Genomic DNA, 5,621 nt, shown 5'->3' with positions numbered 1-5,621 from the left:
CCTTCTTCCTCCTGCCATACTTCCAATGGGAACCAGGTTTCACACCTGAAATCGTCTTACCTGACGCAAAAATCCCGCGATCGTTGCACCCTAGTTGCATGAAAAACACACGGTCTCCTGGCTGAATCTTTCTCGTCCTGCCACACGACCAATCGTCCGGCTTCCGTTGCTTAAAGCTTTCGAGAATCCCATCGATCGCGCTATCCGCCTTTTTTCCCCACAGCTTGCGACTGAAGGTGAATAAGTAAGTGGCCATGGATTTCCCACCTTTCTCTAATCTTTATTGAGAGACCGGCGAGCCCTAACGTGTGCGAAACCTCCCGATAATCTAGTTTAGTCGCCTGCCCCGACACATGAATGGAAGGACTTGAGAGGCCGTCGGCCCTTTGCCCCTGGCCAACCGGTTGCAGCGTCTTCTCGTAGTCACCGGTCACTGCCCGACAATATGTCGCATCGCGCAACCGGGACTAGCCAACAGCCTGGTACCTCATCAATCGGCGAGTTCCGACCATGAGCAACTCGGGCAGACGGCCTCGCAGACTATTGAAAAAGTCAAGTTGTCTCTACGAGGCTTCGCCAAGGGGGCCGGGCACCTATTGCGAGCGAGGTCCCGCCACCCGCTGCCAACACCGGAGGGTGGGGGCAAATCCATGCATGGCCCAATCCTCCGGCCAGCAGCGGAAGCGAGCGGTTGCAGCCTGGTCCGCCGAAGGGGTGATGCGAACGTTGCCGCGGCAACCCGACAATCAGGTTACTGTGAGGAAATCGTGGAAGGAGCCCATTTCTCATGCCCGAGAAAACAGAAAGGATCGTCCATCGGTAAAACCCGGAGGTGCCGAGCATGCTCGTCCGTAGAGCGCGAAAGGTACGCTTGTCGTCCCGGAGGAAACGACAGACCGCCCAACGGCGAAAACCGACCCTGGCGAGCAGGTCCCTCCGGGTTGAATCTTGCTCCCGCGCCCACGCATGCGGACGTCCGCGCAGCCCATGGGCAGAGGAAAAGTGGGGTCTCCCAGAGCTTGTGGGCCTTGCATAACGGGTCGCTCGCCCGATAAAATCAAAAAAGAAACGATCGACGCGGATGTCCACCGGCGGTGAGCGGCGCGGCCGCAAGCCGAGAAGCCGTCGGTTTTGGTATTCCGGGAAGTGGACACACTGCGAAAAGCGCCGCCTTCCAGTGATAAGCGGTGTGAGAAGGCGGAAGCATAACGAGAGCTGCTGGAAGTTGACCACGGGCGGCTAGCTCAGTTGGTTAGAGCGCGATCCTCACACGGTCGAGGTCACTGGTTCGAATCCAGTGCCGCCCACTCGGCAGGTGCCCGGTTCCGCGAGGGCCGGGTTTCTTTTTTGCGCGGTCCGGCACCGATTGATTTCCAGCCGAGACACTCCGCGGTCTCTTATTAACGCGTGCAAGAGATTCTCGTTTTACTTGTTCGTCTTTTGAGGGATCAGAACTGGCCGGGGGGTTCTCCGCCGTTACGGGAGCCGAGTGCCCGCCACGTTTCCACATCGATGGTCTGACTGACAAAGCGCACAGAGCCGTCCACCATCGCGACGTTGACGCCTCCGGGATGGCGACTCCGCGCCATCTGCCAGAGCGACCGCAGCGGCGCCCATTTCGCGCAGTCGGGAATGCGGGAATTCGGTTCCCACCAATGGTAATACGCGCTGTAGAGGACGAAGCCGTCCACCCAGCGAAGTCCTCGACTGGGCTGTGACGCCACCGGCTGACCGTATCGTGTGCACCATTCCACGGTCAGGAAGGGATCACTCCGACTGGATTCTCCCACAATGACCTGGTCCTTATTTTGTGGTGTGAGCACCACCCCGCCGGAAAAGGGGATGCTCTCGTCGGTGAGCACGGTCTCGGAAAAGGCCGCGGTGTTGCTGGTGCCGTCGGTGAAGTCGGCAAAGTTGGTTGGCCTCTCCTGCATGAATAGACCATCCCCATCAAAGATGGCTGTGCCGGAACTGGTGGGCGCTCCGCGTCCCCAATTGCCCAGATAGTTGGTGGCTCCGAACTCTGGCTGGACTCGACGTCGCCGATCGCTGGGACAATAGAAGAAGCTGACGTCCTGCTTGACGGGCTCCACATTGTCGGGATGGACGCCCACGCCCGGCCCGTTGAACACGCCCGTGTGGCCGTAGAGCGGCACATCGAGGTTCAGCCGCTGGTAGATGTTGTACTGCTCCATGTAAGGCGTGAGCATGGCGAGCGGCCCCCAGCGATACTGCCAGGCGGGAATGTGCTCGTATCCCTTGCAAACTTTGCTGGGAGATCCAACAGGAAACTCCCGGTGACTGTCATGAAAATTGTGAAGTGCCAGCACGATTTGCTTGAGATTGTTCGTGCAGCTCATTCGTCGGGCGGCCTCTCGCGCGGCCTGGACGGCCGGCAAAAGCAGGGCGATCAGCAGGCCAATGATCGCGATCACAACCAGCAGTTCGACCAGCGTAAAGCCGCGAGGTTTCCCTGGAGTTTTCATGGCAGAACCTCCTGGAAAGGCAATCCTCAGTTGGTGGCGGGCGTGGTGTTACGTATTACGTAATCGTAATACTAACACCGCGGCAGTATGCGGTCAAGCGAGTCGAAGAGAGGGCTGCCCTCACCCGATCGAATCCGACGGTGCAGACCAGACCGGTCAAGCGGACAAATAACCAAAAGGAAGCGACACCCGCACGGGTAACCGCATCGACCCCGGCATGCGCGGTCACCGGTTGCAGATGCAACCTTCAGAAGTAGAGGTCCCTTTGATCTGTTTCCTGGATCAGACGGAGTCGTTCAATGAGGGCGTTTTTTCGGGGACCGTCGGGAAGCTTCGCCAGTTCGCTTTCGATGAGTTTCATCCCGGCTTCACGCGTTTCCGGGCTGGCATAGTCCACGAGATATTCCATCAGCGTGGTGAGCGCGTTCGGCGTACAGAAGCGCTGGATGAAGCCCGGAATGGCGAACTCCATGAAGTGCTCCCCCGTTCGCCCCAGCCGATAACAGGCCGTGCAAAAGCTGGGGATATAGCCATCCACCAGCAGTTGGCGGATCACTTCATCCAGCGGACGGAGATCGCCCAATTCGAATTGCTCACGCTCGAGGACCTGGGCGTCACCGACCTCGGTATAGCCGCCGACTTCGATGCGGCTTCCCGCGTCAATCTGGGAGACACCGAACTCCATGACCTCCTGCCGCAGCCAGGCGGGTTCCCTCGCCGTGAGAATCAGACCCGTGTAGGGCACCGCCAGCCGCAGGACGGCGATGAGGCGTTTGAAATCCTCGTCGGAGACACGATAGGTTTCATCGAGCTTGACACCCGCCGCCGGGCGCAAACGTGGGAAACTGATCGTGTGGGGTCCGACATTGTAGTGCTTCTGGAGATGCCATGCATGGCTCACCAGGCCGAGGACCTCAAACCGCCAGTCATACAGTCCGAAGAGTGCTCCGATTCCCACGTCGTCGCAGCCGGCTTCCATGGCCCGGCTGAGCGCATCCAGCCGCCAGAGATAGTCTCCCTTGCGGGTGTTGCGGGGATGGACCTTGGCGTAGGTCTCGTGATGATACGTTTCCTGGAAGATTTGATACGTCCCGATTCCTGCGGCTTTGATTTCCGCGAATCCTTCGTGATCCATCGGAGCGGCGTTGATATTGACGCGGCGGATGTTGGCCTTTGGCCGTCGCACCGCGTATACTCTCCGCACGCATTCGGCAATAAACTTGGCGGAGTAGGTGGGATGCTCCCCGAAGACGAGAATCAGCCGTTTATGGCCGCGATCCAGAAGCTGCTGGACCTGCGCCTCAATGTCCTCTGGCGTGAGGGTACGGCGGACAACTTCCCGGTTGGAGCGGCGGAACGCGCAATAAAGGCAGTCATTCGTGCACTCGCTGCCGATGTACAGCGGGGCGAACAGAACAATGCGGTTGCCATACACATCGCGCTTGAGTTGCCGAGCCGCCTGGAATACTTCTTCCCACAATTCCGGGGATGAGATACCGAGCAGAACGGCGGTCTCCTCCACCGTGAGCGGTTCCTTGGCCAGGCTCTTGGCGATAACCTCGCGGACTTGGCCGGGGTCGCTCTTCCGCTCAAGCAGGCCCAGGAGATAAGGTTCGTTGATGAAGTCGTACGCGCTGGTACTCAAGCGCCGATGGGCGGTGGTGGACATGATTTCACTCCTCGCGATGTTGGCCGTTTTCCGAACCGTGGGATGAAAGCCCGGGCGCTGGCGGGTCGTTGATGACGGGTGGTGCAACCGTTCGGCCCGCGGAAGGCGTTTCATCCTGCGTGCCGGTACGCCATCGATAATTCGGGGAGGTCCCGGGACCCTGGCCCACGGGACGGCCAAGCGACTCTATCCGTGCTCGCAGACACACATGGCAGGCCTCGGCGGTCTCCTGAATGCAGGCCTTGTTGGGATAAATCTCGTAATGGATGCGGTAATGCGGCGGCGTCAGGTTGGGCATGACAACATTCGCCCCACGAACCAGCCCAAGTTCCCGACCATTCTTTCGATTGAGGGTGGCCAGGGCCGTCGTGCTGGGGATGTTCGCTCGAGGGCAGAGGATTCGAGACAGCGCGATGACCTTGTAGGTCATCAACTCGCTGGCGGGCACCTGCTCTTCTGCGGGAACGACCCGGCAGAATGACGGATCGGCCAGGGGAGTTCTGGGATGGGCGATGTACGGCCCGACGCCGATCATGTCGAGATCGAGCTCGCGGAAGAGCAGAAGGTCATCGGCCAGATCACCGTAGGTTTGGCCCGGCAACCCAATCATCACGCCGCTTCCCACTTCATAACCCATCTCCCTAAGCCGCCGTAACAATGCGATCCGATCGCTTTTTTTCCCCGGTCGTGGGGGATGATAGCGGGCGTACAACTCGGGCTGGGAAGTCTCAAAGCGGAGGAGGTAGCGGTCCGCCCCGGCCTGGCGCCACGTCCACAGCTCCTCCTCATCACGTTCGCCGAGACTCAACGTGATCGCCAGGGGAAGCTCCCGCTTGATGGCCCGAACCACCTCGGTGATGAATTCGGTGGTCAGCCCCGGGTCTTCCCCCGATTGAAGCACGACGGTGCCGTAGCCGAGTTTTGCTGCTTTCCGGGCACAGGCGAGAATCTCGTCGAACGACATCCGGTAACGGACCAGTTCCGTATTGGGTGCCCGCAGGCCACAGTAGGCACACAGCCGCACGCAGTAGTTGGAAATCTCGATGAGGCCGCGGAGATGCACCTCGCCCCCAACATGGACTTGTCGGAGGTGGTCCGCCCACTGCCAGAGGCGGGCGAGCCGGGCGGGATTTTCCTCCCGAAGCCAATCAATCAATTGTTCGCGATTAAGTGATGTTTCAATCGAAAGCGGCATCGTGTGCAACCATTTGCGGCAACGTATCTCAACAAATTCTCTTTCTTTTGTGAGGCGTGAAGCCGGGAATGCAATCGCGCGTCCAACAATTATACGGCAGAACCGATTTCCGGGTGCGCCAAAAGTCGCGGCTGACCTTCCCGTTGAAGCGCTCAGGCAGATCGACTCGCCAAAGACGCTAAAGCCACGGCGACGTGCTGTCGGTTTCTGCGCGACACCCCATTCGTCAGCGAATGACTAATGTTTCTTTGGTATTGCAGTCTCCATGGCG

4 protein-coding genes and 1 tRNA gene are annotated in these 5,621 nt (G+C 59.4%); 1 reads left to right on the top strand and 4 read right to left on the bottom strand.

All coding sequences use genetic code 11. The annotated features are described in order from the left end of the window. A partial coding sequence (locus tag H5U08_RS08945) for a hypothetical protein (protein ID WP_297032305.1) occupies positions 1-256 on the bottom strand: 256 nt, incomplete at its 3' end. A 977-nt stretch (positions 257-1,233) separates the two neighbouring features. On the opposite strand from H5U08_RS08945, the gene H5U08_RS08940 reads away from it, so the two are divergent. Then, a tRNA-Val gene (locus tag H5U08_RS08940) sits at positions 1,234-1,307 on the top strand. A 141-nt stretch (positions 1,308-1,448) separates the two neighbouring features. Here H5U08_RS08940 and H5U08_RS08935 read toward each other — a convergent pair. The 3 genes from H5U08_RS08935 to hydE all read right to left on the bottom strand — a co-directional run bounded on the left by H5U08_RS08935 (position 1,449) and on the right by hydE (position 5,350). Then, complete coding sequence (locus tag H5U08_RS08935; RefSeq protein ID WP_297032303.1) at positions 1,449-2,486, bottom strand: DUF1559 domain-containing protein; 1,038 nt, start codon at positions 2,484-2,486, stop codon at positions 1,449-1,451. A gap of 247 nt (positions 2,487-2,733) precedes the next feature. Then, positions 2,734-4,155 carry a [FeFe] hydrogenase H-cluster radical SAM maturase HydG gene (gene hydG, locus H5U08_RS08930; protein WP_297032301.1) on the bottom strand — a complete coding sequence of 474 codons (1,422 nt, stop codon included), beginning with the start codon at positions 4,153-4,155 and terminating at the stop codon, positions 2,734-2,736. Positions 4,156-4,159: 4 nt separating this feature from the next. After that, positions 4,160-5,350: a [FeFe] hydrogenase H-cluster radical SAM maturase HydE gene (gene hydE / locus H5U08_RS08925; RefSeq protein ID WP_297032299.1), complete on the bottom strand. Its 1,191-nt coding sequence runs from the start codon at positions 5,348-5,350 to the stop codon at positions 4,160-4,162. Positions 5,351-5,621: the final 271 nt, after the last annotated feature.

Source organism: Thermogutta sp. (assembly GCF_014359955.1).
In the GTDB taxonomy this organism is placed as follows: Bacteria; Planctomycetota; Planctomycetia; order Pirellulales; family Thermoguttaceae; genus Thermogutta.
This window is presented reverse-complemented; position numbering and strand designations above follow the sequence as displayed.

Coding starts and splice junctions, on each gene's coding strand:
- H5U08_RS08935 (WP_297032303.1), bottom strand. CDS start 2,486: ATGAAAACTCCAGGGAAACCTCGCGGCTTTACGCTGGTCGAACTGCTG.
- hydG (WP_297032301.1), bottom strand. CDS start 4,155: ATGTCCACCACCGCCCATCGGCGCTTGAGTACCAGCGCGTACGACTTC.
- hydE (WP_297032299.1), bottom strand. CDS start 5,350: ATGCCGCTTTCGATTGAAACATCACTTAATCGCGAACAATTGATTGAT.